Source organism: Burkholderia vietnamiensis LMG 10929 (genome assembly GCF_000959445.1).
Taxonomy (GTDB): domain Bacteria; phylum Pseudomonadota; class Gammaproteobacteria; order Burkholderiales; family Burkholderiaceae; genus Burkholderia; species Burkholderia vietnamiensis.
Window position 1 is genome coordinate 1,072,219 of the sequence record NZ_CP009632.1, and the last position, 23,523, is coordinate 1,095,741.

General features: G+C 69.3%; 16 protein-coding genes. 3 read left to right on the forward strand and 13 right to left on the reverse strand.

The window, feature by feature from the left end; genetic code table 11:
• Nucleotides 1-9: 9 nt before the first annotated feature.
• From AK36_RS29525 to AK36_RS29535, 3 genes are all read right to left on the reverse strand, one after another.
• Complete coding sequence (locus AK36_RS29525; protein ID WP_052691602.1) at nt 10-3,906, reverse strand: type I polyketide synthase; 3,897 nt, start codon at nt 3,904-3,906, stop codon at nt 10-12.
• A 32-nt stretch (nt 3,907-3,938) separates the two neighbouring features.
• Complete coding sequence (gene ccrA, locus AK36_RS29530; protein ID WP_045579862.1) at nt 3,939-5,216, reverse strand: crotonyl-CoA carboxylase/reductase; 1,278 nt, start codon at nt 5,214-5,216, stop codon at nt 3,939-3,941.
• A gap of 74 nt (nt 5,217-5,290) precedes the next feature.
• Nucleotides 5,291-6,049, reverse strand: coding sequence for an SDR family NAD(P)-dependent oxidoreductase (locus AK36_RS29535; RefSeq protein ID WP_045579863.1), 759 nt, complete (start codon nt 6,047-6,049; stop codon nt 5,291-5,293).
• A 251-nt stretch (nt 6,050-6,300) separates the two neighbouring features.
• Here AK36_RS29535 and AK36_RS29540 point away from each other — a divergent pair, with 251 nt between their 5' ends.
• Together AK36_RS29540 and AK36_RS29545 are read left to right on the forward strand one after the other, a co-directional pair.
• Nucleotides 6,301-7,347 (forward strand): carboxymuconolactone decarboxylase family protein, encoded by a 1,047-nt coding sequence (locus tag AK36_RS29540; RefSeq protein ID WP_080938804.1) that lies wholly within the window; start codon nt 6,301-6,303, stop codon nt 7,345-7,347.
• A gap of 61 nt (nt 7,348-7,408) precedes the next feature.
• Nucleotides 7,409-7,879, forward strand: coding sequence for a MaoC family dehydratase (locus tag AK36_RS29545; protein WP_045579865.1), 471 nt, complete (start codon nt 7,409-7,411; stop codon nt 7,877-7,879).
• Nucleotides 7,880-8,014: 135 nt separating this feature from the next.
• Here the strand turns inward: AK36_RS29545 and AK36_RS29550 are convergent, their stop codons facing one another.
• The 10 genes from AK36_RS29550 to AK36_RS29595 all read right to left on the reverse strand — a co-directional run bounded on the left by AK36_RS29550 (nt 8,015) and on the right by AK36_RS29595 (nt 22,267).
• Entirely contained in the window at nt 8,015-8,323 is a 309-nt protein-coding gene (locus tag AK36_RS29550; protein WP_011880553.1) for an H-NS histone family protein, read from the reverse strand.
• A gap of 151 nt (nt 8,324-8,474) precedes the next feature.
• Nucleotides 8,475-9,869: a phosphomannomutase/phosphoglucomutase gene (locus AK36_RS29555; protein WP_045579866.1), complete on the reverse strand. Its 1,395-nt coding sequence runs from the start codon at nt 9,867-9,869 to the stop codon at nt 8,475-8,477.
• Between the two features lie 545 nt (nt 9,870-10,414).
• Nucleotides 10,415-14,863 carry a cellulose biosynthesis protein BcsC gene (locus tag AK36_RS29560; RefSeq protein WP_045579867.1) on the reverse strand — a complete coding sequence of 1,483 codons (4,449 nt, stop codon included), beginning with the start codon at nt 14,861-14,863 and terminating at the stop codon, nt 10,415-10,417.
• A gap of 1 nt (nt 14,864) precedes the next feature.
• Nucleotides 14,865-17,405 (reverse strand): cellulose biosynthesis cyclic di-GMP-binding regulatory protein BcsB, encoded by a 2,541-nt coding sequence (bcsB, locus tag AK36_RS29565; protein ID WP_080938790.1) that lies wholly within the window; start codon nt 17,403-17,405, stop codon nt 14,865-14,867.
• Nucleotides 17,406-17,421: 16 nt separating this feature from the next.
• Nucleotides 17,422-19,629, reverse strand: coding sequence for a UDP-forming cellulose synthase catalytic subunit (gene bcsA / locus AK36_RS29570; RefSeq protein ID WP_045579868.1), 2,208 nt, complete (start codon nt 19,627-19,629; stop codon nt 17,422-17,424).
• On the reverse strand, nt 19,626-20,405 hold the full coding sequence (bcsQ, locus tag AK36_RS29575; RefSeq protein WP_045580001.1) for a cellulose biosynthesis protein BcsQ: 780 nt from the start codon (nt 20,403-20,405) through the stop codon (nt 19,626-19,628). Before bcsQ ends, bcsA begins: the two co-directional genes overlap by 4 nt.
• A complete protein-coding gene (gene bcsR / locus AK36_RS29580) occupies nt 20,402-20,794 on the reverse strand; it encodes a BcsR/BcsP family cellulose biosynthesis protein (RefSeq protein WP_224383396.1) in 393 nt (130 codons plus the stop codon). Before bcsR ends, bcsQ begins: the two co-directional genes overlap by 4 nt.
• Nucleotides 20,795-20,866: 72 nt before the next feature.
• Nucleotides 20,867-21,322, reverse strand: a complete 456-nt coding sequence (gene bcsD / locus AK36_RS29585) for a cellulose biosynthesis protein BcsD (protein WP_011880560.1) — start codon at nt 21,320-21,322, stop codon at nt 20,867-20,869.
• A 279-nt stretch (nt 21,323-21,601) separates the two neighbouring features.
• The gene (locus tag AK36_RS29590) at nt 21,602-21,835 is read right to left on the reverse strand and encodes a flagellar transcriptional regulator FlhD (protein ID WP_011880561.1); all 234 of its coding nucleotides are present in this window, start codon (nt 21,833-21,835) and stop codon (nt 21,602-21,604) included.
• 207 nt (nt 21,836-22,042) lie between these two features.
• Complete coding sequence (locus tag AK36_RS29595; RefSeq protein WP_011880562.1) at nt 22,043-22,267, reverse strand: flagellar transcriptional regulator FlhD; 225 nt, start codon at nt 22,265-22,267, stop codon at nt 22,043-22,045.
• 348 nt (nt 22,268-22,615) lie between these two features.
• Between AK36_RS29595 and galU the strand changes: the two genes are divergently transcribed.
• On the forward strand, nt 22,616-23,500 hold the full coding sequence (gene galU, locus AK36_RS29600) for a UTP--glucose-1-phosphate uridylyltransferase GalU (protein ID WP_011880563.1): 885 nt from the start codon (nt 22,616-22,618) through the stop codon (nt 23,498-23,500).
• Nucleotides 23,501-23,523: the final 23 nt, after the last annotated feature.

The following is a 23,523-nucleotide window of genomic DNA, read 5'->3' on the forward strand; positions in this document are numbered from 1 at the left end:
ACGGCTGAATCAGCACACTTTCGCCTGCGCGGACGTCGAATGCGGCTGAGGCTGCGGCTCCGCGGCCTCGGCGCCGCCGTCGAGCAAACCCGCGACGCGACGCGCGGACGCGCCACGCACGATGGAGTTGTGGTCGTCGTCGAATACGCTCACCGCGATGCCGCCGCGCGTCAGAAGCCGCAACTCGCGCGTGGCCTGTGCGTCCGTCATGGCCCCCGCGGTCCGTGTAGCCAGTGCATACGCGATGCGCGCGCGCACCTGTTGCGGCCGATGACGCGCGAGTGCGACCGCGCTCATCGCATGCAGCTGCGACAGACGGGCGAACAGGTCGGGGGGCGCGCGGCGTCGCACGTCGGCGAGGTAGAAGTCGCGATCGAGCATCGCATCGAAGCGGGGATCGGCGAGCCATGACTCGACGGCCTGCGACGGATCCAGCGCGACGAAATCGCGCGCGAGCGCGCGCAATCGCGTCGTGAAGTCGCCGTCGTGCAGCGGACTGTCGATCATCATCAAAGGCGGCGCGCTCGCGTCCGCCGCTTCCCACTGTGCCGCCATTTCATGCGCGACGATGCCGCCGAACGACCAGCCGCCGAGCACGTCTGGCAGCCGGCCATGCGCGGCGAGCAATGCCGCGCGATAGCGTGACGCCAGTTGCTCGATCGACAGGTATGCGGGCGCATGGCCCTCCTCCGCATACGGATGACGGATCCCGACGACGGTCGGGTCGCCCGGCCACGCGTCCGCCAGCTCCTGATAGCAGAGCACGTTGCCGCCGACCGGATGCACGAGTGCGACCAACGGCCCGGTGCCCGGGCGCAACGTGACGACCAGTTCAGGATCGTGGCCGCCGGGCGTCGCCGCGTCCGGCGCGACCGCCGATGCGCGCGATGCGCTCGGCGTACTGCCGCTCGACGCCCCGAACCACTCCGCCAGCGTCGCGAGCGACGCACCGCGCGCCAGCATCGAGATCGGCGGCATCCTGCCGAAGTGCTGGTGCATGCGTACGCGCAATTCGGTCAATGCGAGCGAGTCGAGACCCTGGCTGACGAGCGAGCGATCATCCGTGACCACGATGCCGTCCGGCGCGACCGTTGCCGCGATGGTGCGCATCGCGGCGAGCACGTGCTGGGCATCTGGCTTGGCGACTGCGGCGCTCGAATGCCCGACGAGCGAAGCCGGCTGGTCCGATGCGTCGGCACGCGCACCGTCGTGTCGCTGCGATACGCCGCCGGGCGCAACGGGCACATGCACGCTATTGGCGAACGGCAATTCGAAGCGATCGCGGTCGAACGCATAGCCGGGCGCTTCGGCGGGACGCGGCGCATGACCGTAGAGCCGGTTCCACGCGATGGTCTGCCCGACGCAGTACAGCCGCGCGCACGCGTGCGCGAAGCCGGTCGTTTCCGCCTCCTCGTCGCCGTCCGGTCCGTCCGCGAGCGACGAAACCGCCCGTTGCCAGTCGCCGCCCGCCGCGGCGCGCGCGAGCTTCGACAGCGCCGCGCCCGGCCCCACTTCGACGAACAGCGTGTTGCCGTCGGACGCGGCGAGCAGCGCCTGATGAAAGCGCACCGGCTGCTCGACGAGGTCCAGCCAATGGTCGACGCCGGCGATCGCCGCGGTCACGACCGCGCCCGTCAGCGTGGAGACGATCGGAATCGCCGGCTGCGCGAACGTCAGCGGCGCGAGCGCCTGCCGGAACGCTTCGCGCATCGGGCGCAGCAGCGGCGAATGGCCGGGCGTGCCGTAGGTCTTGAGCATCGACACGCGCTTGCCGGCCGCGACCATCGCGTCATGAACGCGCGCGACCGCGTCCGGCGTGCCGCTAACCACGGTCTGCTCCGGTCCGTTGATGCCCGCCACGAACAGCTCGGTGCCGAACGCGAAGCGCGCCTCGAGTTCGTGCGCCGCGGCGGCAACGGCGAGCATCGCGCCCGCCGGCGTCGCCGTATCGAACAGGCGGCCGCGCGCCTCGACGGCTTTCAGTCCGTCCGCGAGCGACATCACGCCGCCGATCACGGCGGCCACGTGCTCGCCGAGCGAATGCCCGATCAGCACATCGGGCCGCACGCCCAGTTCCATCCAGGTGCGCGCCAGCGCATAGCACACGACGAAATGGGCGAGCTGCCCCGGATGATGGCTGACGCTTTCGCCACCGCGTCCCGCAATCGCATCGAGCACGTCGCGTGCCGTCGCTGCGTCGAGCCGCGCCAGGCATGCATCCGCGTGTGTGCGGAACAAGCCGTTTTCGTCGTAGAGCGTGCGCCCGACGCCCGGTTGCCACGCGCCCTGCCCCGGGATCAGAAACGCGAGCCGCGGCATTCTCGGCGGCGCGCCGTCGTGCCATTGCCCCGTCGGATTCGCGGCGAGAAACGCATCGAGCGCAGCGACGAAATCGGCCGCCGTGGTGCCGACCAGCGCGACCCGGTGCTCGAAGTGATCGCGCCGCACGCTGGCCGTGTGGCAGGCGTCGCGCATCGGCGTCGACGTATCGGCGAGCCACGCGCGCCACGCCGACGCGACGCGTCGGCGCGCCTGCGCGGAGCGCCCCGACAGCGTCAACACGCGCTCGCGCGCCGCCGGCGCAGCGGTGTCGGGCGCCGGGGCGGGCGCAGCCAGAATCACGTGTACGTTGGTGCCGGTGATGCCGAAGCCGCTGACGCCGACCAACCGGTCGCCCTCGCCGAGCGGCGTGCCTACGCGCGGAATCTCGAGTGGTGCGCCATCCCAGCGAAAGCGCGGATTCGGCGTCGCGAAATTGACCTGTGCGGGGACATGACGATGCCGAAGAATCAACATCGCCTTGATGATGCCCGCCATCCCCGCGGCGCCCTCCAGATGCCCCAGCTGCGATTTGACGGAGCCGACCAGGACCGGCTTGTCGCGCGAGCCGGCGCGTGCATGGACGTTGCGCAGCGCGGACAGCTCGATCGGATCGCCGAGCGCCGTGCCGGTGCCGTGCGCTTCCACATAGGCGACCGCTTCCGGGCGCACGCACGCGCGCGCCATCGCACGACGGATCACCGCTTCCTGCGCCGCCCCGTTGGGCGCGGTGAGGCCGTTGCTCGCGCCGTCGCTGTTGACGGCCGAGCCCACCAGCACCGCGTCGACGCGATCGCCGTTGGACAGCGCATCGTCGAGCCGTTTCATCACGAGCGCGCCGCCGCCCTCGCCGCGGATATAACCGTCGGCGTTTGCATCGAACGGGCGGCACTGTCCCGATGCGGACATGGCCTGGAGCCGCGCGACGCCGATGGTTTCCTCCGGCCCGAGGATCAGGTTCGCACCTGCGGCGATCGCGACGTCGCATTCGCCCGCCTGCAAGCTCTGCGCGGCAAGATGCACCGCGACCAGCGACGACGAGCAGGTCGTATCGACGAAGATCGCCGGCCCGCTCAGGCCGAGGATGTGCGCCACGCGTCCGGGCGCCATCGCGCGCAGATTGCCGAGCTTCGAATAGGTGGTGATCTTCGTCGGGTCGCCCGACCACACGGTGCGCCGGCCGTAATCGGCTTCGCCGGTCGTCATGAACACGCCGACGTTCCTGCCGCGCAAGCGTCCCGGTGCGATGCCCGCATTCTCCAGCGCGTGCCACGCCAGTTCGAGCATCCAGCGCTGCTGCGGGTCCATCTCGAGCGCCTCGGCCGCCGACGTGCGGAACAGCCCGCGGTCGAAGCAGAACGGATCGTCGACGTAACCTGCCACGCGCGAATACGTGGTGCCGGGCGCGTCCGGATCCGGCGAATAGAACGCGTCGATGTCGAAGCGCTCGCGCGGGGTCTCCCGAATCGCCGTGCGCCCCGAATTCAGCAGCGCCCAGTAGCTCGACGCACAGGATGCGCCACCCGGGAAGCGGCACGACATGCCGATGATGGCGACCCGTTGCGCAGGTGGTGTTGACCGGTCCATACCGTTCTCGCAGATGGAAAAAGGCTTCATGCCTAGTGGCGGCGCGCCGCGTCGAGGTCGTCGCGGCTGCTCGCCTGGACCAGTACGGCCATGTTGCCCGGCAGGTGCTGGTTCGTGCGGATCTTCTCGTGCGCGTCTGGCAGCCGGTTCCACGGGAACACTTCGGACAGGCACGGATCGATCTTGCCGCTCACCACGAGCCGGTTCGCCTGCGCCGCTTCCTTCAGGCTCGCGAAGTGACTGCCCTGAATGCGCTTCTGCCGCATCCAGATGTAGCGCGCATCGCAGGTCAGGTCATAGCCGCTGGTCGCGGCGCAGAACACGACCATCCCGCCGCGCTTCACGACGTAGCAGGACGGCGCGAAGGTGTTGCGGCCCGGATGTTCGAACACCATGTCGACGTCACGCTTTTCGCCGAGCGCGTCCCAGATCGCCTTGCCGAACTTCTTGACGCCGTCGACGTAAGCCGCGTATTCGACCTTCGCATCGACGGGCGGCGGCGCGCCCCAGCACGAGAAGTTCGCGCGGTTGATCACGCCCACCGCGCCGAGACGCTTGACGAACTCGACCTTCGCGTCGTCGGACACCACGGCAACCGGGCGCGCGCCGGCCAGCGCGGCGAGCTGGATCGCCATCGTCCCGAGCCCGCCCGCCGCGCCCCACACGAGCACCGACTGCCCCGGCGACAGCACGTGCGGCTTGTGGCCGAACAGCATCCGGTACGCGGTCGCGAGCGTAAGCGTGTAGCACGCGCTCGCGGCCCACGTAAGGTGCTTCGGACGCGGCATCAACTGGGTCGACTGCACGCGCGCGAATTGCGCGAACGATCCGTGGGACGTTTCGTAACCCCAGATCCGCTGTGAGGGCGACAGCATCGGGTCGCCGCCGTTGCATTCCTCGTCGTCGCCGTCGACCTGCGAGCAATGCGCGACCACCTCGTCGCCGACCTGCCACTTCTTCACGTTCGAACCGACGGCCCACACGACGCCTGCCGCATCCGAACCGGTGATGTGATACGGATCGTCGTGCAGGTCGAGCACCGAAAACGGCTGCCCGAGCGCGGCCCACACGCCGTTGTAGTTGACGCCGGCCGCCATGACGAGAATCAGCACGTCGTCGGGGCCGATCGACGGCACGTCGACGATCTCCTTCGTGAACGCCTGATGGGGTTCGCCGTGGTTTTCCCGGCGGATCGTCCACGCATGCATCCGGCTCGGCACGAGCCCCAATGGAATCGGCGCGCCGACGTCGAACAATTCAACCGGTTCCCGCCTCGCTTCGACCACGACGTCTAGTGTTTTGGCATCCATATTGATATCCATGCAGTGTCTGATTCGATCTGCCCGGTGCTCGCGCCGGGCGCCACGCGAACACGAACGCGGCGTCAGGCCGCGGTCATGCCGCCGTCCACGGTCAGCGTCGTGCCGGTCATGAACGACGACGCATCGCTTGCAAGAAACACGACGGCCTGAGCGATCTCCTCCTCGGTGCCGAGGCGGCCCACCGGATGAAAACGCTTGATCTGATCCGTCATGTTCGTCTCGGCGAGAAACTTCTCGACCATCGCCGTCGCAACGAACGCGGGGCAGATCGAATTGACGCGAATGTTCTGCTGCGCGTATTCGAGCGCGGCGGCGCGCGTCAGCCCGAGGATGCCGGCCTTCGACGCGTGATAGCTGCAGCCGCCGAATGCCGAAGCGACGAGACCATAGGCCGACGCCATATTGACGATCGAGCCGCCGCCCGCTTTCAGCAATTCCGGAATTTCGTATTTCATCGACAGGAATACGCCTTTCAGGTTGATGTCGACGACGAAATCCCAGGTCGATTCGTCGGTATCGGCCACCGGATTGCCGAACGCCTCGACGCCCGCGTTGTTGAACGCGATATCCAGCCTGCCGAATGTGTTGACGGTTTGCGCCACCGCATTTCTGCAATCGTCGGCGATCGACACATCGGTCTTCACGAACATGGCGTGGCCGCCCGCACCGTGAATTTCCTCGACGACCGCGAGCCCTTCCTCGATGCGGCGCGACGCGACCGCGACCCGTGCGCCTTCTCGCGCAAACAGCAACGCCGCGGCCCGGCCGATACCGGAGCTGCCGCCGGTGACGAGGGCGATCTTGTCTTGAAGCTTCAGCACAGCGTTCTCCCGGTTACGTTGATGGAACGGATGCTTTTCGGCGATGCGCAGACGTCGCTCGATGCATGCGAACGTCGTCGTGATCGCGTAATGGAGCGATTCTAGTCGGCGGGAATCGAGTGTCGATGACAGTTCATAAAAGTTCAGAATTGCTCGTCAATCGCGCGAATATCATCGACAGCATCGATACTCCTGTTCGATTGATTCGACACACCATGCGCGACAAGGCGATCTCCAGACATGACCTCGGGATGTCCGTGATCCATGCGATCGGCAGCGACGGCTTTGCGCAACTCAGCGCGGCGCTCGACATGCTCGATCCCGACTTCAGGCGCCTGCTGATCGAGGGCGCGTACGCGGACATCATTGCCCGGCCCAATCTCGCGCTGAAGCACCGCGAGCTCATCACCGTCGCAGTCCTGACCGTGATGGGCAATACGGAAGCCACGCTCAAATACCATGCGGGCGGCATGCTGAATACCGGCTGGGCGCCGCAAGCCGTGCTCGCGACGGTGTGGCTGACGCGCCGATATGCGGGAATGCCGGTGGCCATGGCCGGCTTGCGAAACGTGTTCATGTTGCTGCGCGCGCATGGCGTCGACGCCGGATTCGATGCGTGTACCGCCGCATCGTGCGACGCGACCGTTGCGCGCATGCTCGACGATCCGGAACAGCCACTCGATGCGCTGACGCCGAAGGAGCGCGCGCTCGCAACGCTGGCGATCGTGATCGCGCTGGAAAATCGGCACGATGCGGTTCGGCGGCATTTGAACGCGTGCCTGAGACTCGGCTGGACGCGCAGCGAACTGACCGAAGTGCTGATTCAGCTCACCGGCTATCTGGGCTGGCCGCTCGTGCTCCCCGTGACGCGCATCGCGCTCGACGTGTTGGGCGACATCGAGCGCCGCGCCGCCTCGAACGACGCAGGCATGTGCTGCACGCCGGATACGCCGGACGACCTCGACGGCATTCCGCCCGAACTCGCGCGGTATCTCGACGCGTCGCACGCGCCGGCATCGCGGCATGAAGAAGCGCTTGATCGCGCGAAGGCGCGGTTGCTGACGGCCATCGCGTGCCTGACCTGCCTGTCCCGCAACGCGGATGCCGACGCACTCGTCATGCACATGCGCGAAGCGCTGTCGCTCGGTGCGTCGCGAGACGAGATCGTCGACGCGATCGCCGGCGCATTGCCCTACGCCGGCGTACCGGCCGCGCAATCGGCGCTCGCCGAGGCGGAGCGACTGTTCGCGTCGACCGGCTCGCATCCCGCCGCCGAACGCGAAAACGCGGCGGCATGACCGACGAGCGTGCTCGATGCATGCGCGACGCCCCCGGATACGAACCCATCAGGAGCAGACCATGAACCACGAAGGCGGCTACGATCTCGAAGACCTGTTGCCGGGCATGAGCGCGGACTTCAGGAAGACGCTGTCGGAGCGCGACATCTTCCTGTTTGCGAGCGCGTCCGGCGATCGCAATCCCGTGCATCTGGACGAGGCCTACGCGAAGCGTACGCGTTTCGGCGGCCGCATCGCGCACGGCATGCTGTCGGCGTCGGTGATCTCGGCGGCGATCGCGACGCGCCTGCCCGGCCCCGGTTCGATCTATCTGTCGCAGGACCTGCAGTTCAGGCGGCCGGTCAAGCTCGGCGAAACGGTGTGCGCGACGGTGACCGTCAAGGAGATCGTCGCGAACCGCAAGCGGGTGGTGCTGGAGACCCGCTGCGAAGTGGACGGGCTCGTCGTGGTGGAAGGGACGGCTGTCGTCATGCCGACGACACTTGCGGAACGCGCAAACGCAGTGGCAATCCCGCAAGGACAGACGACGTGACCGCAGGCCCGCGGCCGCCGGGTTCGTCGGTGCCGCACAAGACCAGCGCTGCCGCGCCGGGTGCGAGGTGTGGCCCGCGCACACGCCGTCACGATGCTCGAAATGTCCTGCCCGGCGCGTGCGCGGGACCGGCAATCAGCCTTCCTGGCGCTCGATCAGGAAACGCTCGCGGCGCTTGCCCTTGATCCACGCGGGTTCACGCCCGCGCCCTGTCCACGTGCGCCCGGTGCTCGGGTCCCGATACTTCGGCGCGCCGGTCGGCGTGCGCGTCGATGCCCTGACGGCACGGCCCGGACGCCCGAAGATCTGCCGGGCCGTCAGCCCGTATTCGGCGATACGGGCGCGCACCTCCTGCAGAACGGTCTCGAGCTCGGCCTGCCGCGCCTCCTCGGCACGCAGCATCAGTTCATCGGCTTGCGCCTTCAGTTCCAGGTAACCCGACATCCTTTTTCTCCAAAGTGTTCCGATGCGATGAAAATCCGAACCGCGCGCGCCGCGAGCAGTTCGTCGTGTGCTCGATGAACGATCGTGCCGCTCGCGGCGCGGCGCCGTTCGCGCCTGTCCGAAGCGCCGCCGGCGAGCACGCTCGTGTTCGTCAGAACGGCAGGCCAACGTCCGGCTTCGCAGCCGTCAGCACGCGGCGGAAATCCGCCTGGATACGCTCGAGCCCTTCCTGTGTCTCCGCCTCGAAGCGCAGCACGACCACCGGCGTCGTGTTCGACGAGCGCGCGAGGCCGAAGCCGTCCGGATACTCGACGCGCAGCCCGTCGATCGTCACGACCTCGTCCGCGCCGTCGAACTTCGCCTCGCTCTGCAGCTTCTCGATCAGACGGAAGTTCTCGCCTTCTTCGAGCTTGAGTTGCAATTCCGGCGTGCTCATCGCGTCCGGCAGCGCATTGAGCACCGCGCTCGGATCGGCCGTCTTCGCCAGAATCTCAAGCAGCCGCGCACCCGTGTACAGCCCGTCGTCGAAGCCGTACCAGCGATCCTTGAAGAACACGTGGCCGCTCATCTCGCCCGCGAGCGGCGCACCGGTCTCGCGCAGCTTCGCCTTCACCAGCGAATGGCCCGTCTTCCACATCAGCGGCTCACCGCCCTTCTCCTTCACCCACTGCGCGAGATGGCGCGTGCACTTCACGTCGTAGATGATCTGCGCGCCCGGATTGCGCGACAGCACTTCCTCCGCGAACAGCATCAGCTGGCGGTCCGGGTAGATGATCTGGCCGTCCTTCGTAACGACGCCCAGACGGTCGCCGTCGCCGTCGAACGCGAAGCCGAGTTCCGCGTCGGTGTCCTTCAGCGCCTGGATCACGTCCTGCAGGTTTTCCGGGTGCGCGGGATCGGGGTGATGGTTCGGGAACGTGCCGTCGATGTCGGTGAAGCGCTCGACCAGCTCGCAGCCGAGCGCCTTGAACAGACGCGTGGTGAGCGGACCGGCGACGCCGTTGCCTGCATCGACGACGAGCTTCAGCGGACGCGCGAGCTTCACGTCGCCGACGATGCGCGCGATGTACTGATCGGCCACGTCGAATGCTTCGTACGAGCCGCTGCCGGTGTCGTAGCGCTCGTCGACGATGCGGCGGTACAGCGCCTGGATCTGCTCGCCGTAGATCGCCGCGCCGCGCAGCACCATCTTGAAGCCGTTGTAGTCGGGCGGGTTGTGGCTGCCGGTGACGACGATGCACGAATCGACGCGGCGCTCGCCAGCCTTCAGCGCGAGCGGCACGCTCGCCGCGAAATAGCCGACCGGCGTGGGCACCATGCCGACGTCGACGACGTCGACGCCCGCCGCACGCAGGCCATCGGCCAGCGCGCCGACGAGTTCCGGCCCGGACAGGCGGCCGTCGCGCGCGACCACGACGGCGTCGCCGCCTTGCGCGCGCACTTCGCTGCCGAACGCGCGGCCGATGGCGCGCGCCGTGTCGGCGTCGAGCGTCTTGCCGACCACGCCGCGAATGTCATATGCCTTGAAGATGGATTGGGAGATCATTAGTTCTCTCTCGGTTGCGTGCATGGAAAACGCTCGGACCGGCGCGTACGCATGGCCGCCTGCGCTGCCGCCGCGCAATCGCGGCGCACCTGGGCGACGGACCAATTCACATGCGCGCACGGCAGCAGCGGCATCTCGTCCCGGCGCGCGCAATGCGCGTTGCCGTGCGTGGCCGGGGCACCGGATCGCCGATACGGACGACTGCCGGCGATGCGCTTCACAATGTCGCCGGTTCCGCGTCGCTGCGGATCGCCGTGCACCGTCGCCGCGGCCGCCGACGCGCATGCAGCTCGCCCACACGACGCGCGCGTCGCGTCGTCGTTCGCGAACCACGTTGCAAATCGCCACCGTCCTGCCACGGTCGAGCCGCATGCACGGCTGCCGATGCGCCGGCCGCGTCGCTTCCGCCCCCGCCGGTCGTTCGATCAGGCACTGTACGTCGCACACACGCCGACGGGCCGACAAAGCTCTGAACGATTCCGCCAGCGCGCGCCACGGCTACGACGGCATCGCATCCCCAGCCGCACGCGCCGCACGCGCCGCGCTCAGTCCGTCTGCGCGAGATACGGCGACGTGAACACGCGCGGCGGAAACGGCGCCAGCCCGCCTTGCGGCGTGAAGCTGTAGCGCAGATACACGGCGGCCGTCCATTCGCGATACTGATACGCGTTGCCGAACGACGCGGTCGCGCCGACGGCGAGTTGCGGCGCGACCTGATATTCGCCGCGCGCGGCGAGCGAATAGGCGACGCCCGTCTTGCTGTGCGACGGGTACAGCGCGCCCGGATCGAGGCCCACGGCCTGGCTGGCGGCCGCGTTCGCCGCCGCTTGCGCCTGCATGCCCGGATCGAGGGGGAAATACGGCACCGCGTTCTGCCGGTAATGCTGCACGCCGATCGAGCCGTTCAGGTCGTAGGTGAACGCACCGGTCCTGCCTGAATACTCGACCGGAATGTTCAGTATCACGTACTGCTGCGGGCTGAAATACCCGCCGTGCCCGTACGTGAAATACGACTGGTTCTTGCTGAAGCGCATCCACGTCGCGTTGACGCCGACGGTGAGCGTCCGGTCGGCGTCGTTCAGGATCCGCGTATACGCGCCGCCGCTGCCCTTGCCGGAGAAGTTGCGCTCGACGTGATGGCCGTCGTAGAAGTCGAACCCGGCCGCGACGTAGGTGCCGCTCGTGCCGTCGTCCCAGCTCAGCGTGCCGCGCGCGCCGCTGCGCATCACGCCGCCCCACTTGAGGCCCGCGCCCGCGTCGCGCGCGCCCGCGTACGACAGCACGCTGTCGGTCACCGCGCGGCGCGTCACGGCCAGCGAATAGGCCGCGCGATCGGTGATCGCGCCGTTGTAGCGCGCGCCGCCGACGATGTCCTGATACGGAAACCCGACCGGCGTCGCGCCGATCTCGGCCTGCACCTGCTTGCCCTCGTAGCCGAGCGCGACGCCGACGCCGCTCGCGGTCTGCGAGCCCGGCGAGCCGCCGCCCGCCGCCTTCGACAAGCCCGCGCCGAATCGCGCGAGGGTCGGCACGTCGGTGCTCGCGCTGCCGCCGTCGAGCATGACCGGCGTGGCCGTCACGACGACGTGGCCGTTACCGGCCTTGATGCGCCCTTCGATCGGCGCCTCGATATCGGTGAGAGCCGACAGCCCGGCTTCGCCGGTGCGGTTGCGGAACACGAGGCCGCCGGTCAGCGCGCTGGTCTGCTCGCGATTCACCTGCGCGAGCTCCGACGCGACGTCGAGCAGCTGCGCATCGGCGTTCGCGCCGCCGTCCGGCTGCGGCGGCTGGCTCGCGGGCCGCCCGCCCGCATAGCCGGCCGGCGGACGCGGAATGTAGCGTGGCGCCGCGTACGGATCCGCGTCCGTCTGCGCGAGCACGGGCTGCCGTGTCGCCTGCGCCTTCGCGCCGCCGCGCGCCAGCCTGCCGGGCCGGGACGCAGCCACGGGCACGGGCGCGGCCGCCGATGCAGTGGCCGATGCCGCGGCCCGCGACGCAGGCGACATCGGCCACGGCGTCGCGACGTAGCCCGCACCACAGTCGTCGTCAGGGCTGGCCGACGCCCCGCATTCGGGCGACGGCACGTCGGCCGCCGGCTGCCGATACGGCCGATAGCGCGGCGCGGCCGCGGCGCGTCCCGACTCCGCCAAGCCGCCGCCGTCGCCGCCGTAACCGTCCGGATCGCGCGCAACGGGCAGCGGCGCGGCGCGCGGCGCCGGACTGGCCTCGGGCATGGCGGACGGCATGACGTAGGTCGCGGGCGGCGCGGGCGGCATCGAATAAGGCACGGTCGGAACGTAAGAGGACGGAGAGGGCCACGAAGGCGCGCCGGGCGCCGGCAGCGCCGCGCCGGAACGCGTCGACGGACGCGCCGCATCGACGGCGGTCTTGCCTTCGAACGGATTGGTGCCGGGCAGCGGGTTCGCGCCGATGCGCCGCAGCGCGTCGTCCCAGCCGCGCGGCACGTTCGCGCGTGCCGGCTGGCCGGACGCGGGCGGCGTATTGGCCGCCAGCAGCGCCCGCTGCAGATACTGCGCGGCCAGCGTGAGCTTGCCCTGCGCGCGATACAGACGCCCGACGGCCGCGAGCAGCGCCGGATCGTCGGGCGCGCTGCGCAGCGCGCTCGCCGCGAACGCTTCACCGTCGCGCCACGCCTTCGCGCTGCTCGCCGCATAGATCGCCGCGATCAGCAGGCCGACGTCGTCGGGGCGGCGAGCCAGCGCGACCCGATAGCACTTCAGCGCATTCGCCGGATCGCCGGCCGACGTGTACAGCCGCGCGAGCGCGCCCTGCAGCTCCGGGTTGTCGGGCATCGCGGCCAGCCACGGCGCGATGACGGCGTAGCCGCCGGCGAGGTCGCCTTCGTCGCGCACCTGATCGGCGCGACGCACGACGATGTCGAGATTGAGCCGTTCGAAGTCCGCACGCTGCGCGGGCGACAACTGCATCGCATCGAGCCGCCGCATCGCCTCGGCCACGCGCGCATCGTCGTGCGCGGCCGACGCGAGCCGCGCGTATTGCAGCAGCAGGCCCGCGTTGCCGGGTTCCCGGTCCAGCGCACGCTGCACGATCCACAGCGCGCGCGCGGCGTCGCCGGCCTGCGCGTAGCCGGCGGACAGCTGCGCCGCGAGCGCCGGCACCGACAGGCCGATGCCGTCCGCCTCGTGCAGCACGGCGAGCGCCTTCGCTTGCTGGCCGTTGCGCACCAGGCGCGTCGCGAGGGCTACCTGCTGGCCGACCCACAACCGGTGCTGCAACGTCGTCATCGCCGCGGTGCGCTGCGCGGGCGCGATGCGCTCGAGCCGCTGCAGACCGACGCTCCAGTCCTGCGTCTGCTCGGCCAGCAGCGCACCGGCATAGAGCGCATCGGGCATGTCGGGCCGCTCGGCCAGCAAGCCGTCCATCAGGCTGCGCGCGGAGGCGATCGCGCCTTGGCGCACGTACACGCGCGCGAGGTCGAGCCGCAGCCACGGATCGTCCGGATTGCCGGCGAGCGCATCCTCGAACAGGCTGCGCGCCGCGCCGAGGTCGCCACGCGCTTCGGCCTGCCGCGCCTGCGCGGCCTCGGCCGTACTGCGCAAGCGCTCGAGGCCGCCCGCCTTCGCTTGCTGCTCGGCGCTCAGTTGCGTCGCGAACTGCAACGCCTCGTCCGCGCGGCCCTGCGCGGCCAGCGCGCCGACCAGGCCGCGCATCGCGTCCGGGTTGTCCGACTGGCGCCGCAATGCCATCCGGTATGCCTGCTCGGCGCCGGGCGCGTCGCGGTTCTCCAGCAGCGCGTCGCCGAGCAGCACCTGCGCGGTGACGTTCGACGGGTCCGCGAGAATCGCGCGCTCGAACAGCGCCTTCGCCTGCGCGAAGTCGCCGTTGCTCTGCGCGCCGAGCGCACTGCTCGTGTAGAACCAGTAGGTCGCGCTGTCGAGCGCCGAGCGCCAGCGCGCCGCATTGCCGCCGCGCGACGCGCGTTCGAGATCGCTGCGCGCCTGCGCGAAGCGCTCCTGCTTCAGCGCGACGATGCCGCGCCCGCCCAACGCATCGCTGTCGTTCGGGTTGGTGTCGAGCACGGCGTCGAAACGCGCGCGCGCCGCAGCGAGGTCGCCACGATCGAGCGCCGCGAAGCCGTCGTCGATCGCGCGACCGCGCGCTTCGTTCGCCGCGCCGCGCCGATCGGGCTCGCGCGCCGCCAGATCGGGCCGCACCATGCTGTCGTAGCGCGCCTTGACCGGCGCATCGTCGGGCGCGACCTTCAGGTACGCCAGATAGCGCGCCTGGTCGGACGGCCGCGCCGCGAGCCACAGCAGCGCCTGACGCCAGCTTTGCAGCGCGTCCTTGCCGACCTTGCCGTCGCCGGCCAACTGTTCGAGCCGGTCGATGCCGTCGCGGCGCGTCGCGTCGCGATAGGTCAGATGTTGCGCATAGGCGAGCGCGTAGCGCGGATCGTCCGGGTTGTCGCGCGCGAGCCGTTCGAGGCCGCGCCGCGCATCGTTCCATCCGCTCGGCGTGGCCGCGAGCGCCTGGAAATACTCGCGCTGCAGCGCCGGCGACGACGGCACGCCCTGCAGCGCGCGCTGATACTGCCGCACGGCCTGTTCGCTCTGCCCGCTTTGCGCGAGGCGGCGCGCATCGCCCAACTCGGCGTCCCGCGCACTCGATTCGCCCAGGCGGCTCGCGAGTTCGTCGATGCGCGCGAAGCCGGGCGCGGTGCGGCGCAGTTGCTCCAGATAGCGGCGCGCGCCGTCGAGATCGCGGCGATCGGCGAGCACCATCCCCATTCCGAACAGTGCGTCGGGCTGATTCGGATCGACGCCGAGCACCTTGTTCCACGCCTGCGCCGCGAGATCGCCGCGACCGTGCGCCTGCCAGTAGCGGCCCTGATCGACGAGCACTTTGAGCGCGTCGTTGGCGGCCTGCGCCGCATGCGGCAGCGCCAGCGCGCACACGAGGCTCGCGACACCGCCCGCGCGGGCGCCGAGCCCGCGTAACCGTCGCTCGCGCATGTCACTCCTTCAGCCGGCGCGCCGCACGCGCACGCAGCAAACGATAGAACAGCGCCGCCGCGATGAAGGCGCCCAGCACGCCGACCAGCGCGAGCAGCACCGGCCGCCCCGACATGACCCAGCGCACGTAGGTGAGCGGCGGCAGCGCGCCGAGGTGATACGCGGTGTCGGTCGACGCGACCGTCACCGTGCGATCGCGAATCACCACCGTCGCGCCGCGGATCGACGCGAGCAGATCCTCGTCGAGCAGCGCCGGCCCGAGCACCGCGTCCGCATGGCCGGTCGCGCCGATCAGCGCGACCGCGCTGCGGGTCTTGCGCAACGGCGATTCGAAGCCGGCGATCACCGCGCTCGCGCCGTCCGCCACGATCGACAGGCCGGCCTGCACGCGCTCGGCGCCCGGCGAATCGGCCGCGACCGCGCGGCCGAACAGGCCGCCGAACACGCCGCCGCGGCGCTCGTCGTCGAACGGGATGCGCGCAGCCCAGCGGCTCAGCAGCGGCTGCGAGTCCGGCGCGCCGAGGATCAGCAGATCGCGCGACGCGAACGCGTCCACGCCGGCCGCGTCGGTCACCGCCACGCCGCTGACCGGATAGCCGGTCGACGCGCCCATCCGCCCCATCGCGAGCAGGTACAGGCCGTAGACGTCCGCCGACGGCTCGTTCGGCAGCACGACGGCCGTGTCCGACAGATCGGCCATGCGCGTGAACGGAAAGCCGCTGTTCGCGAACGCGGCCAGATCGGGCAGCGCGATGTAGTGCGGAAACGACGACACGTCGATCGTCGAGCCCGGGTCGATCGCGCCCGCGACGTTCTGCAGCAGCCGCCCGGTGCATTTGCCCTGATCCGGCATCTCGTAGAAGAAGTTCAGCGCCAGTTGCGCATGCGGCGTCACCAGCGGCGGCGGCACGTGCAGCGTCGCGCGCGCGGTGCCGTCGGCGACGAACGGCAGGTAGCGGCTCAGGCTCCAGTTGGCCCAGTCGCGCGCCGGAATCGGCAGCGCCTTCACGAACGTATCGTCGACGCTCAGGTTGAGCGACGAGCGATCGGCGCGCAGCGTCGGCGTATAGCGATACCGCAGATCGATCGGCGCGCCGCGCGTGTTCCACGTAAACAGATCGGGCGCCATGCGCAGATCGAGCCGCACCGGGCCGGCCTGGTAGCCGGACACCGACAGCGCGCGTTCCGCCGCCAGTTCGCCGAAGCGGACCGGGCGAACCGACGACAGCCAGTTCGGCGCGTCATACGGCACACGCGGCGCGGGCGGCTGCACACCGGTGACCGTGGCGCGCGTGCCCGCGAGCGGGCCGCGGCCGAATGCGAGCGCCAGCGCGGCCGCCTTCAGTTCGGCCGGCGTGCGGCCGAGCACCAGCAACAGCTGGCCGTGTGCGGGCGCGGGGCGGTCGGCGACCGCCAGCGTCGGCCCGTCGATGGCCGGCAGCGGGACGCCGTCCACCCGATCGTCGGTGGTCGCGAACACCACGACGTTGCCCGCTTCCGGCATGGCGCCGACGCGCACCGGGAAGCGCGCGCCGCGATACGACGCGAGCGCGCCGAACCACGATGCGACGATGCCAGCCGCCTCCAGCGTCTCGCGCGACGGCCGCGCGGCGAACGCGAACGGCAGCTCGAGCCGCCGCACGTCGCGCTGATCGAAGAACGGCGCGGGCAGCACGCCGAGCTCGGGCGGCTCGGGCAGCGTCGCATAGGTCAATTCCAGGCGGCTCGCGTTGCTCACCGTCGCCCACAGCGACGAACTGGCCGGATTCTCGCAGCCGTTCGTGTAATGGCCGATCAGCTGTACGTTCAGATGGTTGTACTCGGTGACGAAGCGCGGATCGATCGGCACGTCGCGTGCGACCGTCATCCCCGCCTGCGCGGTCGGCAGCGGCAGCGTCGCCGCCACTTCGCCGTTGACCAGCACCTTCAGCTGCGACAGATCCGGCAGCAATGCGGGCGAGTAGCTGTAGACGAGGTGCAGCGCCGCTGCCGTGACGACCTCGTCGCGCCGCACCGAAAACGCGACGCCGTTCTGGCCGTCCGTGCCGTGCAACTGCAACGGATCGCGCGCGCCGAGATCGGCGAACGTCAGCGCCTGACGCCGGCCGCCCGGCACCAGCGTGCCGGGCTCCGCCGTGGTCGGCAGCCGGCCGGCGCGGCGACGCTCGGCTTCGTCCTTCGGCACCGGCTCGGCGAGCAGCGGCGGCGGCGCAACGGCGGGGCCGGCCGCCACGGCCATCGACAGTGACGGCAAACGATCGGCCAGCCGCTCCGGCGGCTCGCCGGGCGACGCGGCACGATCGAACGCGCGCACCGCCCCGGGCTGCTGGGCCAGCGCAGCGGATGCCCAGAGGCCCGACGCGACGCCGCTCGCGAGCGCGCCGAACGCGAACGCGAACGCGTACGTCCGCAGCTTGCGCGGCAAGTGCGTGTGCCAGCTGCCGGCCCGCGCGCGGCATGCCGCGGCCGCCCCAATCGAAACGCGCGCGTTTTCACCCGCGTCGTCGCGCGTGCCGCCGCGCCATCGCGACATCCCCGTCATGCTGTCTGCCCTCGTGTTATTTCTTCGTGATGGTGTCGGCGGCGTCGCCTTTGCCGCTGCGGCCGCCGTGGTGACCGCGGTCGCCGCGCAGGTCGCCGTACAGGCGCGCGATCACGCGCAGCAAACCGCGTATGCCGACCGTCGCGAGATGCAGGAACGCATGCGGCGGCGAGTCCGGCCGGCGGCCGGCGGTCCAGTCGATCCATGCGTCCGCGCGCGCGAACGTCGAGCTGACCAGATCGAATTCCTGCTGTTGCGACAGGGTCTCGAAGCGGATGCCGAGCCGCCCCGGTTCCGCATACTCGATCGTCCCCGGAAACGCGTACTCGTCGACGCCGCGAAACAGCGACACGGTCACCTGTTCGCCGTCGGGCACTCGGGCGTCCTCCGGCACCGCGACGCCGATGCCGCCTTCCGAGTAGTCGAGCGTTTCGCACGCCAGCGTGCGGCCGTTGCCGAACCGCAGCATCACCGGAATGCGCGCGGCGACGCGATGCGACTCGCGCACCTGCCGGCGCTCGTTCGCCGCGGCGACCGCGAGGCCGAGGATCAGCAGGTTGTAAGTCGTCCACGCGAGGTTGAACGCCGTCGTCTGCACCTCGCTGCCCACGCCGCGATTCAGCGCGATATGCAGCGCGCCCATCGCGAGGCCGAAAGCGTTCAGGATCACCAGGCTCAGATACGGCTTCGAGATCGCCCAGTCGAAATAGCCGCGGTCGATCCGGCCGCCCTTGGCCGTGACGTTGAACGTGCCCAGCCGCGGATTGACCAGCGCGAGCAGCGTCGGCAACGCGATGTACGACGCGAGCACGGCCTCATAGACCTCCGCCCAGAACGAATGCCGGAACCGGCTCTGCATCCGCGAGTTCGTCAGCGTCGCGTGCACGACGTGCGGCAGCGCGTAGAGCGCGAGCATCGTCGCCGATGCGTGGATCACGTGCGCGCCGAAGAACAGGAACGACAGCGGCGCGGTGAGAAACACCAGCCGCGGGATGCCGTAGAAGAAATGCATCATCGCGTTGAGGTAGCACAGCCGCTGCCCCAACGTGAGTCCGCGGCCGAACAGCGGATTGTCGATGCGGAAGATCTGCGTCATGCCGCGCGCCCAGCGGATGCGCTGGCCGATGTGGCCCGTCAGGCTTTCGGTCGCGAGACCGGCCGCCTGCGGGATCGCGAGATAGGCGGTCGTATAGCCGTGGCGATGCAGCTTCAGCGCCGTATGGGCGTCCTCGGTGACCGTCTCGGTCGCGATGCCGCCGATCTCCTCGACCATCGAGCGCCGTAGCAGCGCGCACGATCCGCAGAAGAACGTCGCGTTCCAGAGGTCGTTGCCGTCCTGCACCAGCCCGTAGAACAACTCGCCTTCGTTCGGCACCTTGCGAAAGATCCCGAGGTTGCGCTCGAGCGGATCGGCCGAGAAGAAATGGTGGGGCGTCTGCAGCATCGACAGCTTCGGGTCGCGGATGAACCAGCCGAGGCACAGCTGCAGGAACGAGCGCGTCGGCACATGATCGCAATCGAAGATCGCGACGTACTCGCCGTGAGTCGACTTCAGCGCTTCGTTGAGGTTGCCGGCTTTCGCGTAACGGTTGTGATCGCGGATCGTCCAGTGCACGCCGACGGCTTCGCAGAAGTCCCTGAACTCCGGCCGGCGCCCGTCGTCGAGCACATGGATCGACAGCTTGTCGGCCGGATAGTCGAGCGCGAGCGCCGCGTAGACCGTCGGTTTGACGACGCTGAGCGGCTCGTTGTACGTCGGGATGAACACGTCGACGCTCGGCCAGTCCGCGCGCGACGCGGGCAGCGGCAACGGCTTGCGCCCCAGCGGCCATGCCGTCTGGAAGTAGCCGAGCAGCAGCACCGCGGCCGCATACACTTCGGCCGCGACGAGCAGCGCGCCCCAGGCGGCGTCGAGCGGGTGCGACCACACCAGCGTTTCGGTGAGTCGCCAGAACATGTACCGGCCGGTGGCCACGACCGACAGCGCGATCATCACGAGCGTCGCGTAGCGGCCGTTCACGCGCCGGATCGCGAGCGCACCGGCCAGGCAGCAGGTCGCGAACGCGAGCTGGCCGGCGTCGTCGAGCGGCACCGTACAGACGAAATACAGCGCCAGCGCCGCGCATGCGGCGAGCGGCGCCGTGACGAGCCAGCCGCTGCCCGGCAACCGGTCGAGCAGCCGGTCGAGCGCCGATCCGCGAGCGGCCTCGACAGCCGCGCTCATGCCACGCTCCGCGCATTCGCGCGCCGCCCGAGCGCGCGCTCGAGCCACTCGGCGCACGCGCTCAGATCGGCCGCGGCCTGCGAACGCGGGTCGTAGCGATTCACGGTCGTGCGGCACGCGAGCGATTCAGCAACGCCCTGGTCCGCGTGAATCACGCCGGCGAAGCGCGCCGCGCCGACGCTGTCGCGCAACGCGCGCAGCACGTCGCGGCCCAGCTCGCGCGACTGATCGACCTGATTGACCACGTAGCCGTCGCCGATGAAGTCGGTGCGCGTCGCCGCATAGGCGTCGAGCATGCGCCGCATCTGCGGGATCGACGCATACGACGCCGCGTCGGCGAGCAACACGGTCAGCACGAAATGCGCAGCCGTCAGTGCGGCGCGCATGTAGACCGACGAGCCGGGCGGCGTATCGACGATCACGATGTCGTCGTCGCCGAGCGCGAGCGCGGCGAGCCCGCGCGCGAGCCACGCCGGATCGCGATCGAGCATGCGCTCGAAGCGGCGCTGATCCGTTTCGCCGACCACGCCGAACGGCATCACGGCGATGCCGTCGACCACCGCGAGCGGCCACTGCCGCTCGCTCAGCGCCGCGCCGGCCAGCCCGTCGCTCATCTCGATCGGTACGCCGAAATGCAGCTTCAGCGCATTCTGCGGATCCAGATCCACCACGCACACGCGATGCCGGCGCGACGCCGCGAGCACGGCCGCGAGGTTCGCCGCCAGCGTCGTCTTGCCGACGCCGCCCTTTGCCGACGCGATCACGACGATCTTCATGAACGGCCCGTCCATACCGGCGGCTGCTTCGGCGCGTCGGCCGGCACATGGCCGCGCAGCCGCTCGAACAGCGTCTGCAGCGGCTCGGACGAGCCGGGCGCGCGCGTGCGGTCCGAGGCCGGCGACTTGCCGACCAGTTTCTTCAGCGCGCCGGCGCTGCGATCGCGTGCGGCGGCGTCGGTTGCGGACGCTACGCGCGTGTCGGCCGTCACGGCGTCGACCTCGGGCTGCGTGTGCTCGGCAGCGATCGGCGCGGGCGTGCGAGGCGCGTCGTCCGCTTGCAATTCGACACCAGCGAGCAGCGGCCAGCGCGCGCGCGCCGCATCGGCATCCGCTTCCGCGCGCACCTCGTGATAGCGTCCGGCATCGCCGCCGAAACGCTTGAACAACGATTCGATATCCCGTGAGCTCGACATAAGCTGCCCTGTTGTCATGACGGAGAGTCCGGTCGCGCGAACCGTTCAGTGCGGCGCGCGAGCGATGCGCAACTCGATCCGTGCGTCGTCCTGCGGCACGACGTCCTGCGTCACACGCAGGCCGGCCGCGCCGACGCTGTCGAACCAGCCCTGATACGCGCCCTGCAGGAACGCCGCCGACCAGCCGAGATGGCCCGCGCCGAGCGCGCGCAACGGCGCCGCGTAATGAACGATGCGCAGAAATGCCTGCTCGTCGGACAGCTCGGCGTAGCCCCACTCCATTTCGCGCCAGCGCGCATTCAAGGCGTTCGTGAGATCGTCGGTCGACTCGCACGGGCCAAGCGGATGCGCGGCCGCGAAGCGCATGCCGACGCGCGCCATCAGTTGGCGGAGTTCGTCCTGATCGAGCTGATCGCTGAATTCGCCGGCAAGCGCCTCCAGGAACCCGCGCCATTGCGGCGACACCTGGCGCTCGAGAAGGTGCTCCAAGATTTCCTGCATGCGAGACGGCCCCGGTGAAATTGGATGATCGGTGTGCCCGCATCGTGCATGTCGTGTGCGGGCATCGTGCCAACGGCGTTTTGGAAATCGTAGCGAATCCCGCTTCGCGGATGGGCGCCAACATCTAGCCCGGAGGCGACAAACTGGCAGACGTAACGGACAACGGGCCGGCTGCGTCAGTGCGGCCGTTTCGTGTGCTCGCCCGTCGCCGGGCGGCAAACACACTTCACGCGGCGCCGGGCGCGCCGCGAGGCATCGAGCGACTACGCAGGCGTCGTATCAGGCCAGGCCCGGCGACGATTCATCGCGGAATTCGCAGAACAGTTCGCGGCGATCGGCGAGCACCTCGATCTGCTCCGGCGTCAATCCGGCGACGATCGATGCGACTTCGTCGGACATGCCCAGCTGCTGTTTCGCGACTTCGCGATCCGCATGCAGCAGGCGCTGCGCGAGCGTCAGGTATGAACGGTTGAATTCAGCGATTGCGTCGAAGACGTCGTCCTGTTCGGCCATGATCGTTCCTGTTATTGTCGGCCGGCCGTCGGATTCGGCAGGCCACGGGGCGCTTGTTCCCGACGCCCGGCGTTCTCGACCGAATACTGTATGTGACGTATGCACCGCTGAACGGACAAAGCATAGATGTAATCCGCCAAATCGCGATGTTCTGCGACTGGCGCGATTGCCGCAATCGCCGCGATTACCGCCCGCACGGAATGGGGTCTACGGGGACGGAACCGGCGCGGCTGGCCTGGCCTGCGTCAGGCGCTCGACGAGCGCCTCGAGCTCCGCCGGCTTCAGCGCAATGATCAACGACGCAATCTCGTTCGAGATGCCGAGCTCGCGCGCAGCCACGTCGCAATCGATCTTCAGCATCTGCTGCATCAGTTCCAGGTAGGCCGGGTCCAGCGCTTCCAATGCGCGGCAAATGTCGCCTTGTTCCATCATCGCGCCCTCCCGATAACACGCCCGTGATGTCGATGGATCGGCATTCCGACGCGTCGGCAGATGCCGTTCCGGTGTGCGGATGCAAGCCGCGCTTCGACGCGGCTGCCGTCGAATCAATACCATTTCAAAATAGTTCGTTGTGCAATTCGTGATGTCGTGATCGGCCTGTCCGATTCGCCCAGGATTCAGTCGTCGTTTCAATCCGGAACGCCCCTAGGATTTGTGCAACTGCACACGCTCGACGCAATGCGATTGCGCGGTGTGCAACGTCGATTGTCTGGGCGCCCGGACGCCGCATCGGAAACCGGCGTGGTCCGCTCTTCACTCCGAAATCATGGAAATATCGCTATGTTGAAAGTGACGAAAGCCGTCTTTCCGGTCGCCGGCCTGGGCACGCGGTTCCTGCCCGCCACCAAGGCGAGCCCCAAGGAAATGTTGCCGGTCGTGGACAAGCCGTTGATCCAGTATGCCGTCGAAGAGGCGATCGAAGCGGGCATCACCGAGATGATCTTCGTGACCGGGCGCAGCAAGCGCGCGATCGAAGATCACTTCGACAAGTCGTACGAGATCGAGGCCGAGCTCGAGGCACGCGGCAAGGAGAAGCTGCTGTCGCTCGTGCGCAGCATCAAGCCGAGCCATGTCGACTGCTTCTACGTTCGCCAGGCCGAAGCGCTCGGGCTCGGTCACGCCGTCCTGTGCGCGGAGAAGCTCGTCGGCGACAACCCGTTCGCCGTGATTCTCGCCGACGACCTGCTCGACGGCCCGACGCCCGTTCTGCGCCAGATGATCGACGTATTCGACCACTATCATGCGTCGGTCATCGGCGTCGAGGAGATCGCGCCGGCGGATTCGAAGTCCTATGGCGTGATCGACGGCAAGCGCTGGGAAGACGATCTCTTCAAGCTGTCGGGGATCGTCGAGAAGCCCGAACCGGCGCAGGCGCCGTCGAATTTCGGCGTCGTGGGCCGTTATGTGCTGAAGCCGAAGATCTTCAAGCATCTGCGCGGGCTCAAGCCGGGCGCGGGCGGTGAACTGCAGCTGACCGACGCGATCCAGTCGCTGCTCACCGATGAACAGGTGCTCGCGTACCGCTACGACGGCACGCGCTTCGACTGCGGCAGCAAGCTCGGCTACCTGAAGGCGACGGTCGAATTTGCGTTGCGGCATCCGGAGGTCGCGGCGGATTTCGAACGGTATCTGCTCGCGCGGATGTCGGAGCAGCTGGTCGTCTGACGCCGGTCGCGCGCCGCGGACCG